Genomic DNA, 18,871 nt, shown 5'->3' on the forward strand with positions numbered 1-18,871 from the left:
CCCACATTTTCACGGCGGGCGGGCGCTCTGGCGGCCCGCCAGTTGTGGGCCGGCGCCCCCTCCCCGGCGTAGCGGCCTACCCTACTCTTCCCCGGCTGCGCGGCCCACGCCGCTCCTACAACAGCCGGATCTTGTTCAGGCAAAGTGGCGCTGTCACGCCAGCCCGCCCTGCGCCGTCCTGCCTCCATGAACGCCGAATCCATCTTCCAGACCCATCGCCCGCGCCTGCTGGCACTGGCCTACCGCATGCTGGGCAGCCGTGCAGATGCCGAGGACGTGCTGCAGGACGCCTGGCTGCGCTGGGCGGGCAGCGACACCGCCGACATCCGCGACGCCGAGGCCTGGCTGGTCACCGCCACCACCCGACTCAGCCTGGACCGCCTGCGCGCGGCCAAGCGTGAGCGCCAGCACTACCCCGGCCCGTGGCTGCCGGAACCATTGCAGGTCGAACTGTCGCCCGACCCCGCAACCGACCCTGCACAGATCCATGCCGTCGCCAATGAAGTCTCCGTCGCCTTCCTTACCCTGCTGGAGCAACTGAGCCCGGACGAGCGCGCCGCTTTCCTGCTGAAAGAAGCCTTCGACCACGACTACCGCCAGATCGGCAGCCTGCTTGGCCATAGCGAGGCAAACTGCCGGCAACTGGTGCGTCGGGCAAAGCAGCGCCTGCAGGCCGGTGCACCACGCTTCCAGCCGGCGCCGGGACAGCATAGGCAGCTGCTGCAGCGTTTCATGGACGCGGCCCAGCGTGGTGACAGCCCCGCCATCCAGGCCCTGCTGCATGCCAATGCCGCCCAGTTCTCCGACGGTGGCGGCATCGTCACCGCTGCCATCCGCCCACTGCGGGGCGCCGAGCGCATCGGTCGCCTGTACTGGGCCATCGCCCGCCGCGGCGCTGCCCTGCCCGCCCAACTTGGCTACGTCAACGGCGAACTGGCAATCCTGCGCTTCGCCGAAGGCAGGCTGGCCTCATTCACCACCATCGAAGTGGTGGATGGGCGCATCGCGGCCCTCTACAGCGTGCTCAATCCAGAAAAGTTGCCCCCACTTGTCACGCACGAAGCCGCTGCTGCGTCCTTGTAACGAAAGACGGCCATCGTGGCCGTCTGGAGAAATCTGATGTCTGCTACTACTTTCCCCCGCGTGCCCTACACCCGTCTCGCCGCCGATGCCTTCAAGGGCCTGCTGGCCACCAGCAAGGCCGTGCATGACAGCTCCATCGAGCACGAGCTACAGGAGCTGGTGTTCCTGCGCGTATCGCAGATCAACGGCTGCGGCTACTGCATGGACATGCATGCCACCGCACTGCGCAAATCCGGCATCGAACCGCGCAAACTCGACACGCTGCCTGCCTGGCACGAGAGCCGCTTCTTTGATGAGCGCGAGCGCGCCGCGCTGGGCTGGGCCGAGGCGATGACCCGGCTGCCGGATGGCGCGCCCTCGCAGGCCGCCTTTGACGCGTTGAGGCCGCATTTCGACGACAAGGGCATCAGCGACCTGAGCATGGCCGTGGCGGTGATCAACGCCTGGAACCGGCTTGGAGCCAGCCTGCTGCCGCCGCTGCCTTGATCGTTTGAACAACCCAAGGCCATCAATCCAGACCGGGCTGATGGCCGCAACCGGCGCCACACCGCACAATACGGCGCATGGGAACCCTTGTACTGATCCTCGACCTCATCGGCACCTTCGTCTTCGCCCTGTCCGGGGCAACGATGGGCGTGCGCCGGCGGCTGGATATCTTCGGCGTGCTGGTGCTGTCGTTCGCGGCGGCACTGGCCGGCGGCATCACCCGCGACCTGCTGATCGGCGCCACCCCGGTGGCGGCGATCAGTGATTGGCGCTACCCGGCCATCACCTTGGCTGCAGGCATCGTCACCTTCTTCTGGGCGCCCTTGATCGAGCGTATGCAGTACCCGGTGCGCATGTTTGATGCGATGGGACTGGCGCTGTTTGCCGTGGCCGGTACGCAGAAGGCATTGGCGTATGGCATCGATCCGCCGATGGCGGCTGCCTTGGGCATGTTGACCGGCATTGGTGGCGGCATTGCCCGCGATGTGTTGTTGGCGCAGGTGCCGCTGGTGCTGCAGGCCGAGTTGTATGCGGTTGCTGCGTTGGCGGGTGCTGCGGTGGTTGCGGTGGGTTACTGGCTGGGATTGCCGCCGCTGCCCTGTGCCTTGGTTGGCGCTGGCTTGTGCTTTGGTTTGCGGATGATGGCGATGCATTTCGGTTGGCACCTGCCGGTGGCCTTGCAGTCGTCGGAGCCACCGCCGCCGGAAGGGCCGCGGACTTGAAGTAAGCGGTGTGGGCTTGGGGGATTTTCGCCCCTCGTTTTTATATCGTCATTCCCGCGAAGGCGGGAATCGCTCCTGCATTTGAATTTGCCGTTGCTGTTGCGCTTCTATGCCAGTCCCTGCCATTTCCAAGGCAAAAGCAGAGCACGAGCGATTCCCGCCTTCGCGGGAATGACGGCACAAGCAGAAGCACGAGCCAAAGCCAAAGCCCCCCTCCCCGACCCTCCCCTTGCCTTCGGCAAAGGGAGGGAGCGAAGCAAAACCTCCAAAGTAACAACAAACTCACACCCCATCCGCCATCGTGGAAGTCCCGCATCAAAAGGACCCAACCATGGCCGCAGAACGCTCTGACACCCTGATCGGCGATGAAGTCGTCCACACCCTTGGCCAGCAGGCGCAGACCTCGCAGGTACTGGCACAGGTCAGGGATGGTCAGGTGACCTTGTCCGGCGATGTTCCCAGCTCCGAGGTCAAGCACAAGGTTGAAGCGGTCATCGCCGCCATCGAAGGCGTGCGCACCCTGGTCAGCCATCTCAATGTCGACAACGGCAAGCGATCGTTCGGTAGCGCAGGCGAGGCTGTCCGTGACAACCCGGACGGTCGCGACGATGCCCAGATGGGCGATATCGACCTGGGCAAGGACGGTTGAGCACCTTGAGGCAGCGGGCTAAACACATTGCAGGTAACCTGAACCCGCACCTCGCCGCTTGAGTCCCCCATGCCCCACCCCGAGCCCGCTCCCACCAAGAAACCCAGCTTCCGCGAGCGCGTCGATGCGATGCGCAACCTGCCGCCCTTCCTGCGACAGGTGTGGCAGACCAGCCGCTGGCTGACACTCGCCAGCCTCGGCCTGCGACTGGTCCGCGCGTTGATGCCGGTGGCGATGCTGTACGTGGGCAAGCTGATCATCGATGAAGCAGTGCGCCTGGCTGGTGCTGGTCCAATGCCGCCGCTGGCAGAGGCGTTCTCCAGCGGCCATCTCAATCTCCTGCTTGAGTTGCTGTTGCTGGAGTTGGCCATCGCGATCGGCTCGGACCTGCTTGGCCGACTGATCAACTACGCCGATTCGCTGCTGTCCGAGCTGTTCACCAACGCCACCAGCGTGCGGCTGATGGAGCACGCCGCCGAGCTCGACCTGGAGGATTTCGAGGACCCCGACCTGCAGGACAAGCTGGACCGTGCACGCCGCCAGACCATGGGCCGCATGAGCCTGATGAGCCAGCTGTTCGGCCAGGTGCAGGACACCATCACCGTCATCAGCTTCGCCGCCGGCCTGATCGTCTACGCCCCCTGGTTGATCGTGCTGCTGGCGATTGCCCTGGTCCCGGCCTTTATCGGCGAATCGCACTTCAACACCCTGGGCTACTCGCTCAACTTCAGCTGGACGCCCGAGCGCCGCCAGCTTGACTACCTGCGCCAGGTCGGCGCCAGCGCGGAGACGGCCAAGGAGGTGAAGATATTCAACCTCAACCGTTTCCTGATTGATCGCTACAAGCTGCTGGCCGAACGCTTCTACAAGGCCAACCGTGCGCTGGCCCGCAAGCGTGCGATCTGGGGCACGCTGCTGGCCGCCTTGGGCACCCTGGGCTATTACGCCGCCTATGGCTATATCGCCTGGCGCACCATCCGCGGCGACTTCAGCATCGGCGACCTGACCTTCCTGTCCGGCAGTTTCCTACGCTTGCGCCAATTGCTGGAGGGCCTGCTTACCGGTTTCTCGCAAGTCGCAGGGCAGGCGCTGTACCTGGATGATCTGTTCTCGTTCTATGCCATCGAACCGGAGATCCGCTCGCGTCCGGATGCCATCGCTGTACCGCGGCCGATCCACGAAGGCTTTGTCTTCGACAACGTCGGCTTCCGCTATCCGGACGCCGAGCGCTGGGCCGTCCGCAACCTCAGCTTCCATCTGCAAGCCGGTGAGGTGATTGCCCTGGTTGGCGAGAACGGCGCCGGCAAGACCACCCTGGTCAAGCTGCTGGCCCGCCTGTACGACCCGGACGAAGGCCGCATCCTGCTTGATGGCCGCGACCTGCGCGATTACGACCTCGACGACCTGCGCGCCAACATGGGCGTGATCTTCCAGGACTTCGTGCGCTACCACTTGTCCGCTGGCGAGAACATCGGCGTTGGCTTGGTCGAAGCCATGAGCGACAAGGAGCGTATCCGCAATGCCGCACGACGTGCACTGGCCGATGAAGTGATCGATGGTTTGCCGGCAGGTTATGACCAGCTTATCGGGCGCCGCTTCAAGACTGGCGTGGACCTGTCCGGCGGCCAGTGGCAGAAGATCGCCATCGCCCGTGCTTATATGCGCGATGCGCAGGTGATGATCCTCGACGAGCCGACCGCAGCCCTGGATGCGCGTGCCGAGTTCGAGGTATTCCAGCGATTCAAGGAGCTGTCGGATAACCGCACCGCGGTGCTGATCTCACATCGTTTTTCATCGGTGCGCATGGCCGACCGCATCCTGGTGCTGGCCGACGGTCGCATCGAAGCCAGCGGCACCCACGAAGAGCTGATGATCGAAGGCGGCCGTTACGCGGAGTTGTTCGAGCTGCAGGCAGCCGGCTACAGATAAGCCACCCCATGTAGTGGGGCCGCCGGGGCGGCCCCCCGCGATGGAAGCCACACCCCCCGCCCCCCCCCCCCCCCCCCCCCCCCCCCCGCCCCCCCCCCCACTACCCACACTCCGGTCAAATGAGATTCATTCCCATTTATGGGAAATCGGCTAGAATAGAGCGGTCTCCAATCTACGAATCACGGCATGTCTTCCGCTTTTGGCGCCGAAACGGTGCTTGAAGTCCGTCATTGGACGGACGCCTACTTCAGCTTCTCCACCACCCGCGACAGCGGCTTCCGCTTCGAGAATGGCCAGTTCGTGATGATCGGGCTGGAAAACGAAAACGAAGGCGCCCGCCCGGTGTTGCGTGCCTATTCCATCGCCAGCGCCAACTGGGAAGAGCAGCTGCACTTCTTCAGCATCAAGGTGCAGGAAGGTGCGCTGACCTCGCGTCTGCAGCACCTCAAGCCCGGCGACAAGGTGTTGGTTGGCAAGAAGCCCACCGGCACCCTGCTGATCAGCGATCTGCACCCCGGCAAGCATCTCTACCTGCTGGGCACCGGCACCGGCCTGGCGCCGTGGTTGAGCGTGGTCAAGGACCCGGAAACCTACGAGCGCTTCGACAAGGTGATCGTCTGCCACGGCGTGCGCTACGAGAAGGACCTGGCCTACCGCGAGTACTTCGAACAGGAACTGCCGAACGACGAGATCCTCGGCGATATCGTCCGCGACAAGCTGCTGTACTACCCGGCGGTCACCCGCGAGCCCTTCCCCAACCAGGGCCGCCTGACCTCGCTGATGGAAAGCGGCCAGATGCAGGAAACACTCGGCCTGCCGCAGCTGGATCCGGCCAACGACCGCTTCATGATCTGCGGCAGCCCGCAGATGCTGGCCGACCTGCGCAGCGTGCTGGACGCACGCGGTTTTGAGGTGTCCACGCGCATCGGCACCGCAGGCCACTACGTGTTCGAGCGCGCCTTCGTCGAGAAGTAAGGTGTGTAGGGTTTTTACCGACCATTGGCGGCTATGAACCCGGACAATGATGGCGTAGCTTAACGGCCGGATCACACTGATCCGGCCGTTTTCAGTTCAGGGGAAAGGATTCATGGTTCCAGGTAGTTCCCGCAGCAGCTTCATCGACAACCAGCGCAGTGTGTTGCTTGAGGAGCTGGCGCAATGCCAGCAACGTGCCCAGACCGCGAAGCAGGCGATGGGCGCTGCCTACCCCGCCGCATGCCAGGCCGCCCAGGCCATGCGCCCGGCGTTCGAAGAAGGTCTGGCGCAGGCACGCCGCAACACGCAGCAACACGGCCGCAAAGGCACCTTGGGACCAGCGCTGAGTTTGCGCGCGACCTTGGGCAGCGGCGGCGTCCGCACCGTGGCCTGGCTGCTGCTGCTCGGCAGCCTGGCGCTGTATGGGCCGGTTCGGAACTTCTGCGGCCACCTGTCGTACACGCTGCCCTTCCCGGCCAGCACACTGTTCCTGTTGTTCGCCTACATTCCGCCTGGCCTGGTCTTTTATGCACTGTTGGTCTGGCTGGGCCGCAAGCGCATGTCAAAGCGCAATGCCGCTGCAGGGCTGGCATCGATCGATGCGCTGGGCAAACGCCAGCTGCAGCTGCACGCCTTCGGCAAGAAGAACGATGATGGCCGCAGCCACCCCTACCCCGTCATCCGCGCGCCCGCACCCTCGGTGGAGAAGATGGGCAACAGCTGGCAGCTCGGTGACAAGCACGACAACTCCAACGCGGTGATGGTTGGCGTAAGCACCGATGTCGCCAACGACAAGGACCCCGACATCTTCATCCGCCTGCCGCTCAATGGCCACCCCGGCGGCCTCGTACGTGTCCGTGCCGAAGCGGATGAACATGCCGCGACCTGGACTCCACTGGCCGCCGAACTGGCACCCGTGCTGGCACCGCTGGCCCAGCCCATCCTCGACCTGCAGGCATTGAGCGCACCGCACGAGCGCGAGCTGCAGCTTCAGCAATCGCTGCTGGTCCGGCTGGCCTCGCTGGACAAGCTGGAAGCCAACTGGAAGGACGTCGCCATCCCGGAGCAGACCCTGGAACAGGTGATCAAGCTGGTGGACCGTTTTGCCGCCGGCACCCCGCCGCTGCCCAAGGGCATGTTGCTGTGGGGGCCGCCCGGCACCGGCAAGACCCTGATTGCGCGCAAGCTGGCCGAACACGTGGACTGCAACTTCGTCGCGGTGACCATCGCCGACCTGAAGGGTGAACACATCGGCCAGACCGGACCCAAGGTCAAGAAGATCTGGGAGAACGCGCGCAGCAAGGGGCCGACCATCCTGTTCGTGGACGAATGTGAAAGTGCCTTTGCCCGCCGTGGTAGCCGCGACACCGACAACTTCGGCAACGAGCTGGTGCAGACCTTCATCGCCGAATGGGATGGCTTCAACCAGGGCAGCGGCAATGTGCTGGTGATTGGTGCCACCAACCGCCAGGAGTTGATCGATGATGCGGTGCTGTCGCGCTTCACCGTCTCCATCGAGCTTGCCGCACCCAATGCAGAAGCGCGCGAACGCATCCTGCTGGCCGAGTTCGGCAAGGCCCAGCTGGCATTGCCGGTGACCGAGGCGCTGGTGCGCGAAACCGCCGGCATGTCCGGGCGCGATGTCCACCCTGATCACCAGCGTCGTCGCCACCCATCCGGCCGGGCGCCCCGCGCAAAGCGATTTCAGCGCCGCCATCGCCCGCCTGCGCGGCAAGAGCTCCACCTCGGTGCAGACCTTGGGCTGGGACGACGTGATCGTGCCGGCCAGCACCCGTGCCGAGTTCAAAAGCCTCGGCAAGGAACTGCTGCATGCCGAAGAACTGGCGCGGATGAACATCCCGGTGCCACGCGGCATCCTGCTGTATGGCCCTCCCGGCACCGGCAAGACCCAGATCGCGCGCGTACTGGCCAGCCAGTCCGGGCTGTCCTTCATCGCCGCCTCATCGGCGGAGGTCAAGGGCCAGTTCCTCGGCGACGGCGCTGCACGGGTCAAGCAACTGTTCGAGAAAGCCCGGGCGCAGGCACCGTGCATCCTGTTCCTCGATGAGATCGACACCATTGCCCCACCGCGCGGCAGCGGCAATTCCGACAAGTTGAACGCCGAAATCGTCGCCCAGCTGCTGCAGGAACTGGATGGCATCAGCACCAGACAAGGCCAGGTATTCCTGCTGGCTGCCAGCAACCACCTCGAAGCCATCGACAGCGCCCTGCTGTCGCGCCTGGAGCGCAAGATCCAGATCGGCCTGCCCGACATCGACGCACGCGCCGCCATCCTGCGCCTGCAACTGGCCGGCAAGCCGCTGGATTTCGCCGTGGACGAGGTACTGGGCACCCTGGCAGCCGCCACCGAAGGCAGCTCCGGCCGCGACCTGCAGTCACTGGTCACCGCCGCCACCCGCCGCGCCCTGCAACGGGCCATGGCCGAACACGGCGACCCGACCAAGGTGCAGCTGCAGCAGAAAGACCTGCTGGACGAAGCGGCGACCGATCCGGTCTAAGCAAGCTTGCCCGGCGCAGTCCAGCGCCGGGCATTGCCGCACCCCGACTGACCCCGCTACCGCCCCTGCCCTCCCAGTGAATGTTGCGCGATGCGCAACATGCTACAATCCGGCATGATCAAGTCATTCCGCCACAAAGGGCTGCGCAAGCTCTATGAAACCGGAAGCACCGCAGGCATACAGGCAAGTCATGCGAATCGACTGCGCCTGCAGCTGGCCGCACTTGATACAGCACACAATCGAGGACATGGATATCCCCGGATTTCGCCTGCACGCACTGAGGGGTGAGATGAAGGGACGCTGGTCGATTGCCGTCAACGGCAACTGGCGCGTCACCTTTGAATTCAAGGATGGCAATTGCCACGTGCTGGACTACGAGGACTATCATTGATGAACATGCATAACCCGCCGCATCCGGGCGCCTTCATTTCCGGCATCTATCTGGAGCCGAACAATGTCAGCGGCCGCGAACTCGCACAGGCACTTGGGGTTTCCGCCTCGACGTTGAGTCGGGTGTTGAACGGCAGCAGTCGGGTCAGCCCTGAAATGGCTTTGCGCCTATCTGTCGCCCTTGGTCGCAGCCCGGAAAGCTGGCTGGCCATGCAGGACGCGCATGATCTCTGGGTCGCCCGCCAGCATATCGATCTGAAGTCTGTAGGCCGCCTGCAGCTGGCTGCGGCTTGATGACGCAGCGCTCGCTTCAGCCCAGCGCGGCCCGGATATCCGCCTCCAGCGCCTCCGGGCGTGCGGTCGGCGCGTAGCGGGCAAGCACCTGCCCGTTGCGGCCGATCAGGAACTTGCTGAAGTTCCATTTGATCGCGGCGATGCCCAGCGCGCCGCGCTTCTGCCGCTGCAGCCACTGCCATAGCGGATCAGCGTCGGCGCCATTGACCTTGAGCTTGGCCGACAGCGGGAAACTCACCCCGTAGTTGATGCTGCAGAAGTCCTGGATGGCGGCGGCATCGCCCGGCTCCTGGTGGCCGAACTGGTCGCAGGGGCAGCCCAGCACCACCAGCCCCTGCGGACCCAGCTCCTGCCACAGCTGCTCCAGCCCTTCGTACTGTGGGGTGAAGCCGCACTTGGACGCTGTGTTCACTATCAGCAGCACCTTGCCATCAAAGGCGGCCAGCGGCAGCGGACGGCCATCCAGTGCGGTCAACTCGAAATCAAAGGCATTGGGCATGGCACGGCTCCTGACAGAACCGCCAGCGTACGCCATCGCGGCGCCAACGGCATGCAAGATGTGGCCTTTCAGCGCAACCATGCCATTCGACACACCCGTACGAGCGCGCCTGCAGGTACCCTGAAAGATCAGTCTTTTTACCGGAGTTTCCGCCTTGAACACCCGTCTCGCCCTCGCCCTTGCCGCGACCCTGGGTCTTGCACTGCCGGCCTACAGCCAGGCCGCACCCACTGCGACCACCCAGTCGGCCCAGCAGGCCAATCCGTTCTTCGCTGAAAGCCCGCTGCCGCTGCACTACCCGCAGTTCGACAAGATCAAGGACGCCGATTTCGCGCCGGCTTTCGACGCTGGCATGGCCCAGCAGCTGCAGGAAGTGGAAGCGATCGCCAACAATCCGGCCGCCCCGACCTTTGAAAACACGCTGATCGCGCTGGAAAACAGCGGCGCCGTGCTGGACCGCGCCACCACCGTGTTCTTCGCGCTGATCGGCGCCGACACCAACGATGCGCGCAAGAAGCTGCAGGCCGACTATTCGGCCAAATTCGCCGCGCACAGCGATGCCATCAATCTCAACGGCAAGCTGTTCTCGCGTATCGAGACCCTGTACAACAACCGCGCCAACCTGGGCCTGGACGCTGAAAGCCTGCGTCTGGTCGAGAAGTACCGCGACAACTTCGTCCGCGCCGGTGCCAAGCTGGGCGACGCCGACAAGGCCAAGCTCAAGGACATGAACGCGGAGCTGGCCAACCTGGGCACCAAGTTCAGCCAGAACGTGCTGGCCGAGGTCAACGCTTCCTACATCGTGGTTGATGACGTCAAGCAGCTTGATGGCCTGTCGGCCGAGCAGATCGCTGCCGCCGCCGAAGCTGCCAAGGCCCGCAAGCTGGATGGCAAGTACGTCATCGCCCTGCTCAACACCACCGGCCAGCCGCCGCTGACCAACCTGGCCAACCGCGAGCTGCGCCAGAAGATCTACGAAGCCTCGATCTCCCGTGGCAGCAAGGGTGGCGAGTACGACAACACCGCGCTCGTCTCGCGCATCATGACCCTGCGCGCCGAGAAGGCCGCGCTGATGGGCTTCCCGAACTTCGCCAGCTACTCGCTGGGCAACCAGACCGCCAAGACCCCGGAAGCGGTCAATGCCATGCTTGGCCAGCTGGCCCCGGCCGCCGTCACCAACGCCAAGCGCGAAGCCGCCGACCTGCAGGCGATGATCGACAGCGAGCAGAAGGCCGCCGGCAAGCCGACGTTCGAACTGCAGCCGTGGGACTGGGCCTTCTACAGCGAGAAGGTGCGCCAGGCCAAGTACAACTTCGACGAATCCCAGCTCAAGCCCTACTTCGAGCTGAAGAACGTGCTGGAGAACGGCGTGTTCTTCGCCGCCGGCAAGGAATTCGGCCTGAGCTTCAAGCAGCGCACCGACCTGCCGGTCTACCACGACGACGTCACCGTCTATGACGTGTTCGATGCCGACGGCAGCCAGCTGGCGATCTTCATCTTCGATCCGTATGCACGCGAGTCCAAGCGTGGCGGTGCATGGATGAATGCCTACGTGTCGCAGTCGGGCCTGACCGGCGACAAGCCGGTGGTCGCCAACCACCTCAACATCCCCAAGCCGCCGGCCGGCAAGCCGACCCTGCTGACCTGGGACGAAGTGACCACCACCTTCCACGAGTTCGGCCACGCCCTGCACGGCATGTTCTCGGACGTGAAGTACCCCTACTTCGCCGGCACCGCGGTACCGCGCGACTTCGTCGAGTTCCCGTCGCAGGTGAACGAGATGTGGTCCGACGAGCCGACCATCCTGGCCAACTACGCCAAGCACTACCAGAACGGCTCGGCGATGCCGCAGGCGCTGCTGGACAAGGTGATCGCCGCGTCCAAGTTCAACCAGGGCTTTGCCACCACCGAGTACCTGGGCGCAGCGATGCTGGACCAGAACTGGCACCAGATCGGTGTTGGCCAGATCCCGGCACCGAAGGACGTGATGAAGTTCGAGCATGAAGCACTGGTCAAGGACGGCATCTACTACGCGCCGGTCCCGCCGCGCTACAAGACCCCGTACTTCAGCCACATCATGGGCGGCTACTCGGCTGGCTACTACGCCTACATCTGGTCGGAAGTGCTGGATGCCAACACCCAGAAGTGGTTCCGCGAGAACGGCGGCCTGTCGCGCGCCAATGGCGACCACTTCCGCAAGACCCTGCTCTCCAAGGGCGGCAGCGTCGATGCGATGGAGCTGTTCCGCAACTTCGCCGGCCATGAGCCGCAGATCGAGCCGCTGCTGGAGAAGCGTGGTTTGACCACCGGCGCTGCTGCCAAGTAAGCAGTCGCTGGTCTTGATGGAATGAAAACGCCCGGCTTTGCCGGGCGTTTTCTTTTGCTTCGTGCGGCAGATCAAAAGCCCCCTCATCCGCCCTCCGGGCACCTTCTCCCGCAGGCGGGAGAAGGGAGTGGTCCGACGCTGCGGGGCTCTGATGCATTGCTTGCGCGCAAGCATGGCGCGGCCAACCTTCAGCTCAAGCAGCACCAGCATTCCCTTCTCCCGCTCGCGGGAGAAGGTGCCCGGAGGGCGGATGAGGGGGCTTTGCGCTTCTGGCTTTGCGCTTCTGGCTTTTCGCTTCTGGCTTTGTGCTTCTGGCTCCGTACAACCAACCCGCCCCAGTCACAAAGCAAACCCAACTCAGCCTTGCCGCCCCCGCTCCACAATCACCGTAGCGGTCATGCCATTGGCCAGCACGACGCCCTTCGCAAACGAACCCGCGTCCAGCTTGATCCGAACCGGAATCCGTTGCGCCAGCCGCACCCAGTTGTAGGTCGGGTTCACATTCGCCAGCAGGTCACTGCCGGTCGGGCTATCCGCATCGGTGATGCCATGCGAGATGCTCTCGATATGGCCGTGCAGCTCCTGTCCGCTCATCAACTGCACGCGGGTGCCGTCACCCACATGCAACTGCGCCAGCTTGGTCTCTTCGAAATAACCGTAGACCCAGAACGAATTGGTATCGATCACCGCCAGTTTGGCCGCGCCGGCGGTAGCGTAATCACCCTGCCGCACTTCTAGGTTGGTCACATAGCCATCCACCGGCGCCCGCACCTGGGTACGCTCCAGGTTCAATTCGGCCGTATCCAATGCTGCCTGCGCCTGCTCCACCGCGGCCAGTGCCTGCTGCTGCGAGGCACTGGCCTGCTGACGGCTGGCCTGCGCCTGTGCCACCCCGGCGCGCGCTGCCTGCACAGCACTGAACGCATCGGTGCGCGCTTCTTCGGAAATCAAACTGCCAGTGATGCGCTGGCGTCGCTCGTACTGCTGTTGGTAGCGGCTGGCATTGGCGCTCTGCTGTGCAGCGCCGGCTGCCGCGACCTGGATGCTTGCACCTGCCGCACGCGCCGCTGCCTGTGCGGCGGCCAGGTTGCCGCGTGCCTGGTTCAAGGCGTTCTGGTAGCGCGCCGGGTCGATCTGGTACAGCACGTCGCCGCGCTTCACCAACTGGTTGTCACGCACCGCGACCGCGCTGACCGGGCCGGAGACATCCGGCGCCACGCGTACCACTTCCGCGCGCAGGCGGCCTTCCCGGGTCCACGGCGAGTACATGTAATGCCGCCACATCGCCATCGCGATCAAGGCAGCTATCACCACCACCACGGCGGTGATGGAGAAACGAAGAATGGATTGGACTTTGGGGGTCATGGGGAGTTCTCAGAACAGCAGCAGGCCGAAGCTGCCAAACAGACAGATGAAGACCGCGGTGCGGAACAAGGCCGGGTGCCAGACGTTGCGGTACCAACCGCGACGGCCAGCCAGCGTGTCCAGCGCCCACAGCGCGATGCAGACCAGTACGAACAACAACAGCAGGCCGGGAAACAGGGTTCCCGCGAATGCAATCTCAATGGGCATGGCGAGGTGCCTCCGGCTTTGAATCAGTGGGTGCGATGTAGGCGGCCATGACTGAGCTGTCATCCACCATCGCCAATCGCACCAGGCGCAGGTGCAGCAGCACCCGCGCGGCGACACCGCCGTCGACGGCCTGTGCGCGCGCCAGCGCGATGGCCTCGGTCAGCGCGGTGTCGGCGCGTTGCCATGCCGTTGCATCCGGCAGGGCGAAGAAATCGGCCAAGGCCCGTACCACCGAATCCACGCACTGGCGCAGTTGCGTCGATGCCGGTTCACGCGCCACATCCTGCCGCAGGTGGATCAGGGCGCGGCCGGTTTCGTTGACCGCCAAGGCCCAGGCCAGCTGCTGGCGGGACTCCTCGCTGCCCGCCGCCGTGTGGGTGACGATCTGGTGCAGCAGGTCGCTGTTGATGCTTTCGAAACGGTGCTGGAGCCCACGCAACGGCGCCTGCGCCGCCAAGCGCACCTGTGCGCGCAAGCCCGCCATCTGTCGCCGCCGCAACCATGCCGTGCCCACCAGCGGTGGCATCAACGCGAAGCTCAGTACCGCCGCGCCCATCGCCATCATCTGTGAGGTGCCTTCGTTGAAGAAGCGCACCGGGTCGAAAGCGTGCACGCTGGTGATGGCCAGGATATTGACCAGGCCCATCGTATAGCCCAGCCCGAACACCGACAGCTTGGGGCGGCTGACCATATAGGGGCCGACCACAAAGAACGGCAGCAACCCCGCAACCAGCAGGACGAAACCTTCCATCCGGGTCAGCACCATGTAGTCACAGACATAGGCTGCGAACACGCCAAGCAGATAGCCCCAGGCGACTTTGCCGGTCATCCGCGCCGCATTTGGCATGGTGGCGAACAAGCCGGAGAAGATGGTTGCCAGCAACATCACGTTGACCGCCATCGCCCAGCCACTGGCGGCCCATAGCGCACCCAACAGCAGCATGGTGATGGCTGTGCGGGTGAACGCCACCGCGGCACCGAGATAATCATTGCCGCGGATGAACTGCGCACGTGCATCGTCTTCGGTCGGTGCGACCTGCAGCGTCAGCTGCCGACGTGCATGCACGTAGTGTTCAAGCTCCTTGACGAAGCGCCGCAACAACTGCGCCCCCACATCGAAGTCCTCGACCTGGGTGACGTCGCCCAGGGCAGCCCGCAGCTCGACCGAGCGCGCAGCAAGGCCTTTGCGTACGGCGTGGATCTGCTCTGCCAGTTGCGCCGGCGATTGTTCACTGGCTTGCAGGGCGGCACCCAATGGCAGGTACAAGGCCTGCAGCGCCTGGCCCGCGGCCGGGTCGGGCTGGCGAAGCAAGCGGTTGATCAGATGGTGCAGGGACTGGAACGTGGTCGACGCCGCCATGAAGCGCTGGTTGAAGCCCTGCAGGTGCGCGCTGCGCGCACGCGCTTCCCCGTCTTCGAAGATCACCGAGCTGCGCAGATCCTCCAGCGTCACCGCGTCGCGCACCACGCGCAGATGTGCCTGCTCCATGCGCTCGCGTGGTACCTCGCCAAGCAGGGCGCCACGCATGAAACCAAGGAAACTCTCATACTGGTTGTTCACCGCCGTGCGCAAGGTGTCACGCAGGCGCACCGGGAAAATGGTATCGCTGATCACCGCGGTCACCAGCAGGCCCAACAGCACCTCGCTGATGCGCGCCACCGCCGAATCGAAGATCTGCCCGGGATGGCTGGAGATCACCGGCAAGGCAATGATGGCCGCGGTGTAACCGGCAAGCACGAAGGCATAGGACTTGAAGTTGCGATGCAGGGTAGCGCCGGCCACACAGCCAGCGATCCACAGCGCCATCAGCAGCAGGAAGGGCTCACGTTGCTGCGGGAACAAAGCCACGATAAGCAACGCACCTGCGGCACCGGCGAAGGTGCCGAGCACCCGGTAGAACGCCTTGGCCAGCACCATGCCGCTTTGCCGGTGCATGACGATGACCGTGGTCATCATTGCGGTACCCGGCTGCGGCAGCTGCAGGCGCATGGCCAACCAACCGGTCAGGAAGAAGGCCACGGTCGTGCGCAACACGAACAGCCAGGTGTCAGCCTCGCCCTTGAGGAAGCCGCGCATGCCGGCATGCCAGGGCGTCGTCGCCGACGCGCTTACCGATGAAGGGATGGCAGACATGGCGTACTCAGATGGCCTCGATGCCATCAAGCATCTTTTTCAGCAGCCGTTCGAGCTGGTGCTGCTCACTCTCATCCAGGCCCTGTACCTGCAGGACCAGCAGTTCGGCCATCTCCGGCAGCAGACTCTGGATGCAGGCCAGGCCTTTGTCGGTCAGGTGCAGCCCCAGTTTGCGCCGGTCACTGGTGTCCGGAATCCTCTCCAGCAGGCCCTTGTTGCAGAGCTGGTCGGTGAGGCGGGTGATGTTGGCGGACTTTTCGGTGGCGGCCTCGGCCAGTTCCGACGGGTTCAGCGGGCGGTCCGGCGTGCCGTACAGCATCATCAGGATGTTGTATTCGGCGTGACTGAGGTCGAAATCACGCAACACCGCGTTGGCGCGGTCATGGACGGTCTTGTAGATGCCCTTGACCAGGCGCACCAGCACCGCCGGCTCACGGGGAAAGCCCGGCCAGCGGGCGCAAGTGGCATCAATCCGGGTCTCGGTCGCGTCGAAGCTGCTCATGGGCTATCCGGCTCATTCTGAGATGAGGCAGATAATACACATATGTAATATAAACTTTTAAATAAATTTTGCGCTGACAGCGTTCCACGTTCAGCGTGGGGCCAGATAACCCTCACGAACCCCGCGCGGCGACAACAGCAGCTGCCACAACTGCGAGTGGCGGGTACGGAAGGTCGCCATCGACGCAGCCAGGTAGAAACGCCACATGCGCCGGAAGCGCTCGTCGTAGCGCGCGTCCAGCTGCTCCCACGCCGCCTCGACGTTGTCGCGCCAGGCCTGCAGGGTACGGTCGTAGTCGGTGCCGAAGTTGTGCCAGTCCTCCAGCACGAACAACCCTTCCATCGCATGGGTGATCTGCGCCGCTGAGGGCAGCATCGAGTTGGGGAAGATGTACTTGGCGATCCACGGATCGGTGCGGTCGCGACTGATGTTGGTGCCGATGCTGTGCAGCAGGAACAGGCCCTGCTCACCCAGGCAGCGCCTCGCAACCTCGAAGTAACTGCGGTAGTTCTTGACCCCGACATGCTCGAACATACCCACCGAGAACACGGCGTCGAAGTGCTCGTCCAGCTCGCGGTAGTCCTGCAGGCGAATCTCGACCGGCTGGCCGGCACACAGCTCACGGGCAAACGCGGCCTGCTCCTGCGAGATGGTTACGCCCACGCCGCGCACGCCATAACGCTCGGCCGCGAACTTCAGTGCCTCGCCCCAGCCACAGCCGATATCCAGCACGCGCATACCCGGCTGCAGGCCGAGCTTGCGGCAGATCAGTTCGAGCTTGGCTTCCTGCGCGTCGTCAAGATTGCTGGCATTGCGCCAGTATCCGCAGCTGTAGACCAGCCGCTTGCCAAGCATGGCCCGGTAAAGGTCGTTGCCCAGGTCGTAATGCCGCTTGCCAACCTCGTAGCTGCCCTGCCCGCTCTGCAGGTTGAACAGCTTGGCCTTGAGCGCGTCCCAGACTTCACCACTGCCATGCACGCGCTCGTCCAGTCGCGCATCCAGCAGGTGGGTGAGCAGGCCATCCAGCGAATGCGCCTGCCACCAACCTTCCATGTAGCTCTCGCCCAGACCGAGCGAACCGTCGGCCAGCACCCGCGCATAAAAGCGCGGGTCGAGGATGTCCAGGTCCTGCGGCCTGTCACCACCGGGGGTGATATCGGCATCCTGCAGCAGTGCTTCCACACGTCGTTGCAGCCCCGCATCCATCACTGACCTCCTGTGTTTCAGGGGCGTGCGAACAGCCCCTGGTAAGCCGCCGCCACATGGGGCAACAACACGGCCGCCGGCACGTCCACCGTCTGCGTGCCATCCGAGTACGGCCCCACCTGGTAGGGTGGGAACACGAAGCGCAGCGCTGAGATCTTGCCGGCCGCATCCAGCACGGGCTGGAACTGACCGAAGTTGGTGGCGTCGGCGGTGGTGCCTTCGTCGATCATCTTGGACAGGTTGCGGACCTGGGCCTGCTGTTCTTCCGGCGACATGTCCTCGCCCTGCGCACGCACGGTGGCCTGCTCCAGCAGCTTGTCCTCGGTGAAATCGCTGATCGCCTGCCAGCCCTTGGTCGTGGTGATCAGATCTTCTGCCTTGAGCAGTTGCTGCTGCTCGGGCAGCCATACAAAACGGGCTACCAACGGCTGGCCGTGGGCGCCACCGGTGTAACTGCTGCCATCGGCCGAAACCGCGACAACCGCCGGCGATTCCACCAGCATGTCGAAGGCCAGTGACAGTTCATACGGGGCGGTGGGCTTGTCATTGCCCAGCTCGGACACCGACTTCAACAGGTCAGCCTTGGCATGGCCTGCATAATCGCTCAGCGCATTGGCCAGACCCGGGTACTTGGCGGCTGCCGGTGGGTAGCTGATACCAATGACATAGCTTGGGGTGTTTTCAATCACATCGCGCAGATCAGCTGCCGCAGGTGCGACCGCAACCGGTGCCTGCACCGGTTCCGCGGCCGGTGCGACCGGCGCACCTTGCTCATCCTGCTTGCAACCAGCCAATGCCAGCAGCAATACCGCTGCGGCAGACGATCCCCGTACCAACCTGTTCATGCCCTTTGATCCCTTGGAGGTGTGTGCGGCCGCCCGGTCGGGCTTGGCCATGCCAGCGAATTATCCCAGCAGGTCTGCATATTCGCCATGACGTTGCATGAAAGCTGCGGCATAGGCGCAAGCCGGTATCACCTTCCAGCCTGCAGCGCGTGCATGCTCCAGCGCGAACCGGGTCAATGCCGCGGCAACACCACGCCCGCCGATGGCCTCGGGCACCCCGGTATGGGTGATGACCATCACGCCGCCGTCCAGTTCGTAATCCAGCACCGCGCGCTGACCATCAACCAGGGTCTGGAAGCGGCTTGCAGCCGCGTCATGTTCGATATCTGGAACTGGTGGTTTGCTCAAGCTCATGAGGACTCCTGCGGAACGCGGTGGACGTGGTGAAAGCGAGGTGATGACGCGAGCTGGCGGTCGGAAGCGCCACTTTGCGTCACTTTCCGACATCGGCGCCAGCAGCGCCACTGCCATCAAAGCATGGACTGCGTCTCAAAAGCTGGCACGGGATTTGCTGCGTATACCCGCAAACAACAGCTGACAGCCGAGGTGTCCCGTGTTCGACAACGACCGCACGATGCAGATCCCGTCCAACGACCATGACTCCACCCTGCTGGAAGGCCTGTTCCAGTTGGCCGTCGCTGGCGACACCGACGGCTGGGAATTCAAGAAAATCGACAACGAAGTCTATTCGCGTCTGCTCGACAGCTACACCGCCTGAGCCAGCCACCAGCGTTCACGCG

General features: G+C 64.1%; 18 protein-coding genes and 2 pseudogenes. 12 read left to right on the forward strand and 8 right to left on the reverse strand.

The window, feature by feature from the left end; genetic code table 11:
* Nucleotides 1-186: 186 nt before the first annotated feature.
* The 10 genes and pseudogenes from sigJ to ACVOLI_RS08045 all read left to right on the forward strand — a co-directional run bounded on the left by sigJ (nt 187) and on the right by ACVOLI_RS08045 (nt 9,047).
* Complete coding sequence (sigJ, locus tag ACVOLI_RS08000; RefSeq protein WP_481534186.1) at nt 187-1,083, forward strand: RNA polymerase sigma factor SigJ; 897 nt, start codon at nt 187-189, stop codon at nt 1,081-1,083.
* Between the two features lie 36 nt (nt 1,084-1,119).
* Nucleotides 1,120-1,569, forward strand: coding sequence for a carboxymuconolactone decarboxylase family protein (locus ACVOLI_RS08005; protein WP_296246569.1), 450 nt, complete (start codon nt 1,120-1,122; stop codon nt 1,567-1,569).
* A gap of 77 nt (nt 1,570-1,646) precedes the next feature.
* Complete coding sequence (locus ACVOLI_RS08010) at nt 1,647-2,291, forward strand: trimeric intracellular cation channel family protein (RefSeq protein WP_481534187.1); 645 nt, start codon at nt 1,647-1,649, stop codon at nt 2,289-2,291.
* 331 nt (nt 2,292-2,622) lie between these two features.
* Nucleotides 2,623-2,940: a BON domain-containing protein gene (locus ACVOLI_RS08015; protein WP_481534188.1), complete on the forward strand. Its 318-nt coding sequence runs from the start codon at nt 2,623-2,625 to the stop codon at nt 2,938-2,940.
* A 69-nt stretch (nt 2,941-3,009) separates the two neighbouring features.
* A complete protein-coding gene (locus ACVOLI_RS08020) occupies nt 3,010-4,869 on the forward strand; it encodes an ABC transporter ATP-binding protein (RefSeq protein WP_481534189.1) in 1,860 nt (619 codons plus the stop codon).
* Nucleotides 4,870-5,055: 186 nt separating this feature from the next.
* On the forward strand, nt 5,056-5,844 hold the full coding sequence (locus ACVOLI_RS08025; RefSeq protein WP_481534190.1) for a ferredoxin--NADP reductase: 789 nt from the start codon (nt 5,056-5,058) through the stop codon (nt 5,842-5,844).
* A gap of 1,135 nt (nt 5,845-6,979) precedes the next feature.
* Nucleotides 6,980-7,354, forward strand: a pseudogene (locus tag ACVOLI_RS08030) (AAA family ATPase); the annotation flags it as partial.
* Between the two features lie 340 nt (nt 7,355-7,694).
* Nucleotides 7,695-8,363, forward strand: coding sequence for an ATP-binding protein (locus ACVOLI_RS08035; RefSeq protein ID WP_481534191.1), 669 nt, complete (start codon nt 7,695-7,697; stop codon nt 8,361-8,363).
* A 114-nt stretch (nt 8,364-8,477) separates the two neighbouring features.
* Nucleotides 8,478-8,754 (forward strand): annotated as a pseudogene (locus tag ACVOLI_RS08040) (type II toxin-antitoxin system RelE/ParE family toxin).
* Entirely contained in the window at nt 8,754-9,047 is a 294-nt protein-coding gene (locus ACVOLI_RS08045; protein ID WP_282270369.1) for a HigA family addiction module antitoxin, read from the forward strand. The pseudogene ACVOLI_RS08040 and the gene ACVOLI_RS08045 overlap by 1 nt, the downstream one beginning before the upstream one ends.
* Nucleotides 9,048-9,063: 16 nt before the next feature.
* On the opposite strand, the gene ACVOLI_RS08050 is transcribed toward ACVOLI_RS08045, so the two are convergent.
* A complete protein-coding gene (locus ACVOLI_RS08050; protein WP_481534192.1) occupies nt 9,064-9,546 on the reverse strand; it encodes a glutathione peroxidase in 483 nt (160 codons plus the stop codon).
* 154 nt (nt 9,547-9,700) lie between these two features.
* Between ACVOLI_RS08050 and ACVOLI_RS08055 the strand changes: the two genes are divergently transcribed.
* The gene (locus ACVOLI_RS08055; RefSeq protein ID WP_481534193.1) at nt 9,701-11,872 is read left to right on the forward strand and encodes a M3 family metallopeptidase; all 2,172 of its coding nucleotides are present in this window, start codon (nt 9,701-9,703) and stop codon (nt 11,870-11,872) included.
* 357 nt (nt 11,873-12,229) lie between these two features.
* Here the strand turns inward: ACVOLI_RS08055 and ACVOLI_RS08060 are convergent, their stop codons facing one another.
* The 7 genes from ACVOLI_RS08060 to ACVOLI_RS08090 form a co-directional block, all read right to left on the reverse strand.
* A complete protein-coding gene (locus tag ACVOLI_RS08060; RefSeq protein WP_481534194.1) occupies nt 12,230-13,237 on the reverse strand; it encodes an HlyD family secretion protein in 1,008 nt (335 codons plus the stop codon).
* Between the two features lie 9 nt (nt 13,238-13,246).
* Nucleotides 13,247-13,444 (reverse strand): DUF1656 domain-containing protein, encoded by a 198-nt coding sequence (locus ACVOLI_RS08065; RefSeq protein ID WP_481534195.1) that lies wholly within the window; start codon nt 13,442-13,444, stop codon nt 13,247-13,249.
* Entirely contained in the window at nt 13,434-15,578 is a 2,145-nt protein-coding gene (locus ACVOLI_RS08070) for an FUSC family protein (RefSeq protein WP_481534196.1), read from the reverse strand. Before ACVOLI_RS08070 ends, ACVOLI_RS08065 begins: the two co-directional genes overlap by 11 nt.
* A gap of 7 nt (nt 15,579-15,585) precedes the next feature.
* Nucleotides 15,586-16,080: a MarR family winged helix-turn-helix transcriptional regulator gene (locus ACVOLI_RS08075; protein WP_296246596.1), complete on the reverse strand. Its 495-nt coding sequence runs from the start codon at nt 16,078-16,080 to the stop codon at nt 15,586-15,588.
* A 90-nt stretch (nt 16,081-16,170) separates the two neighbouring features.
* Nucleotides 16,171-17,286 carry a cyclopropane fatty acyl phospholipid synthase gene (gene cfa, locus ACVOLI_RS08080; RefSeq protein ID WP_481534197.1) on the reverse strand — a complete coding sequence of 372 codons (1,116 nt, stop codon included), beginning with the start codon at nt 17,284-17,286 and terminating at the stop codon, nt 16,171-16,173.
* A gap of 17 nt (nt 17,287-17,303) precedes the next feature.
* On the reverse strand, nt 17,304-18,131 hold the full coding sequence (locus ACVOLI_RS08085; protein ID WP_282270353.1) for a DUF3298 and DUF4163 domain-containing protein: 828 nt from the start codon (nt 18,129-18,131) through the stop codon (nt 17,304-17,306).
* 60 nt (nt 18,132-18,191) lie between these two features.
* Nucleotides 18,192-18,485, reverse strand: coding sequence for a GNAT family N-acetyltransferase (locus tag ACVOLI_RS08090; RefSeq protein WP_481534198.1), 294 nt, complete (start codon nt 18,483-18,485; stop codon nt 18,192-18,194).
* A gap of 199 nt (nt 18,486-18,684) precedes the next feature.
* Between ACVOLI_RS08090 and ACVOLI_RS08095 the strand changes: the two genes are divergently transcribed.
* A complete protein-coding gene (locus ACVOLI_RS08095; protein WP_481534218.1) occupies nt 18,685-18,849 on the forward strand; it encodes a hypothetical protein in 165 nt (54 codons plus the stop codon).
* Nucleotides 18,850-18,871 lie beyond the last annotated feature (22 nt).

The organism is Stenotrophomonas sp. STEN029, from assembly GCF_056760015.1.